General features: G+C 55.3%; 1 pseudogene. It reads left to right on the top strand.

The window, feature by feature from the left end:
- Positions 1-1,164, top strand: a pseudogene (locus J7438_RS25555) (SEL1-like repeat protein); the annotation flags it as partial.
- Positions 1,165-1,285: the final 121 nt, after the last annotated feature.

The raw sequence follows: 1,285 nt of genomic DNA, 5'->3' as shown, positions 1-1,285 counted from the left end.
TTGGGCATCGTGTATGCAGATGGTGGCGAGGACTTTCCAGCCGATCTGCACAAAGCCGAGAGCTGGTACCTTAAGGCAGCTGAACTGGGGGATATTGATTCCATGTGCAACCTGGGCATCGTGTATGCAGACGGTGGCGAGGGCTTTCCAGCCGATCTGCACAAAGCCGAGAGCTGGTACCTTAAGGCGGCTGAGCTGGGGGATATTACAGCCATGAATAACCTGGGCTACCTGTATCATGATGGTGGCAAGGACTTCGCGGTAGATCTGCGCAAAGCGGAGCACTGGTACCGTGAGGCGGCTGGATTGGGGGATGCCTGCGCCATGAATAACCTGGCCCTACTGTATCTGGATGGCGGCGAGGGCTTACCGGCAGACCAGGATCAGGGAAAGTCCCTGTTGTTCAAGGCGGCCGGACTGGGGGATGTTGTAGCCATGGCCAACCTGGGCTGCCAGTATTTCCAGGGTAGAGATGGCTTTGAGAAAGACCTGCACCAGGCGAAATCCTGGTGGCTCAAGGCGGGTGAGTTGGGATACGTTGAAGCCATGCATTTCCTGGGTGACCTGTATCTGCATGGTGGCGAGAACTTTCCGGCAGATCTGCACCAGGCGAAAATCTGGTTCCTCAAGGTGGTTGAGCTGGGAAAAGATCCAGCCATTATAGCTTCAGCCATGTACCTGCTAGGTCGCCTATATCAGCATGGTGGCGCGGGCTTTGAGGTAGACCTGCATGAAGCGGATCGATGGTACCTGAAGGCGGCCGTGCTGGGGGATGTTTTAGCCATGTACAACCTGGGTCGCCTATATCAGTATGGTGGCGTGGGCGTTGAGGTAGATCTGCATGAAGCAGAGCGCTGGTACTTGAAAGCCATTGAGCTGGGGTCTCCTCTGGCCATGAGTAGCCTGGGTCACCTGTATCTGCGTGGTGGCGAGAACTTTCCGGAACATCGGTACGAGGGAAAACGCCTGTTGCTCAAGGCGGCTGAGTTGAGGAATGACCGGGCCATCAAAAAACTGGCAAAAGTCTCTAAACCACAACCAGCTAAAAAACGCGGGTTTGATGAAGCCTTTCCTGATGAACCCGACCACATCCGTACAGAGAGCGAATCCATGGCTGCCGGCTGTGCGGGGCATAAAACGATGGGAAAGAGGGCTTCCCGATAGCTCCGCCAAATGCCCATGGTACGTGACAATATTTTGCGTCCCCCGAGAGGCTGCCCAGAGTTATTTCAGGATTATCCCGGGGTCATCAAAAGAGCCATGAATCCGGTAACCAATGCAGGCC

This window comes from Thalassotalea sp. G20_0 (assembly GCF_017744175.1).
Taxonomy (GTDB): domain Bacteria; phylum Pseudomonadota; class Gammaproteobacteria; order Pseudomonadales; family Endozoicomonadaceae; genus Endozoicomonas.
The sequence above is the reverse complement of the archived record's forward strand: the minus strand, read 5'-3'. Positions and strand labels throughout refer to the sequence as shown.